Annotated in this window: 1 protein-coding gene; it reads left to right on the top strand. The window is 35.6% G+C overall.

What is annotated here, in order from left to right; genetic code table 11:
- The coding region (locus Q4528_RS13220) for a hypothetical protein (protein WP_303521954.1) at positions 1 to 317 on the top strand (317 nt) is incomplete at both ends.

Consider the following 317-nt stretch of genomic DNA (forward strand, 5'->3'; position numbering starts at 1 on the left):
TACAAAACCAGAATTAAATGCCATTAATTCAATTACACATATAGACGAAGATATAGATATTAAATTGATTGAGGAACTGGATAAGTACTTTATAGAAAACAAAAGAAATCCATCCGCGTATCAAGTCTCTTTCACAGACTCGAACTCTGTAAGAATGAATGTTTTCACCGATGGCTTTAGAGCAGCAAACTATATTGAGTACTCTGCATTGGTAACTTGGAGAAACACCTTTTACTTACGATTTGCAGAAGCATATACAGCAATTGGCGAACAAGGTAAGCGCTATATATCACCAGAAAGCACTTTCAACCTTGCAG

Source organism: Staphylococcus pasteuri (assembly GCF_030547725.1).
Taxonomy (GTDB): domain Bacteria; phylum Bacillota; class Bacilli; order Staphylococcales; family Staphylococcaceae; genus Staphylococcus; species Staphylococcus pasteuri.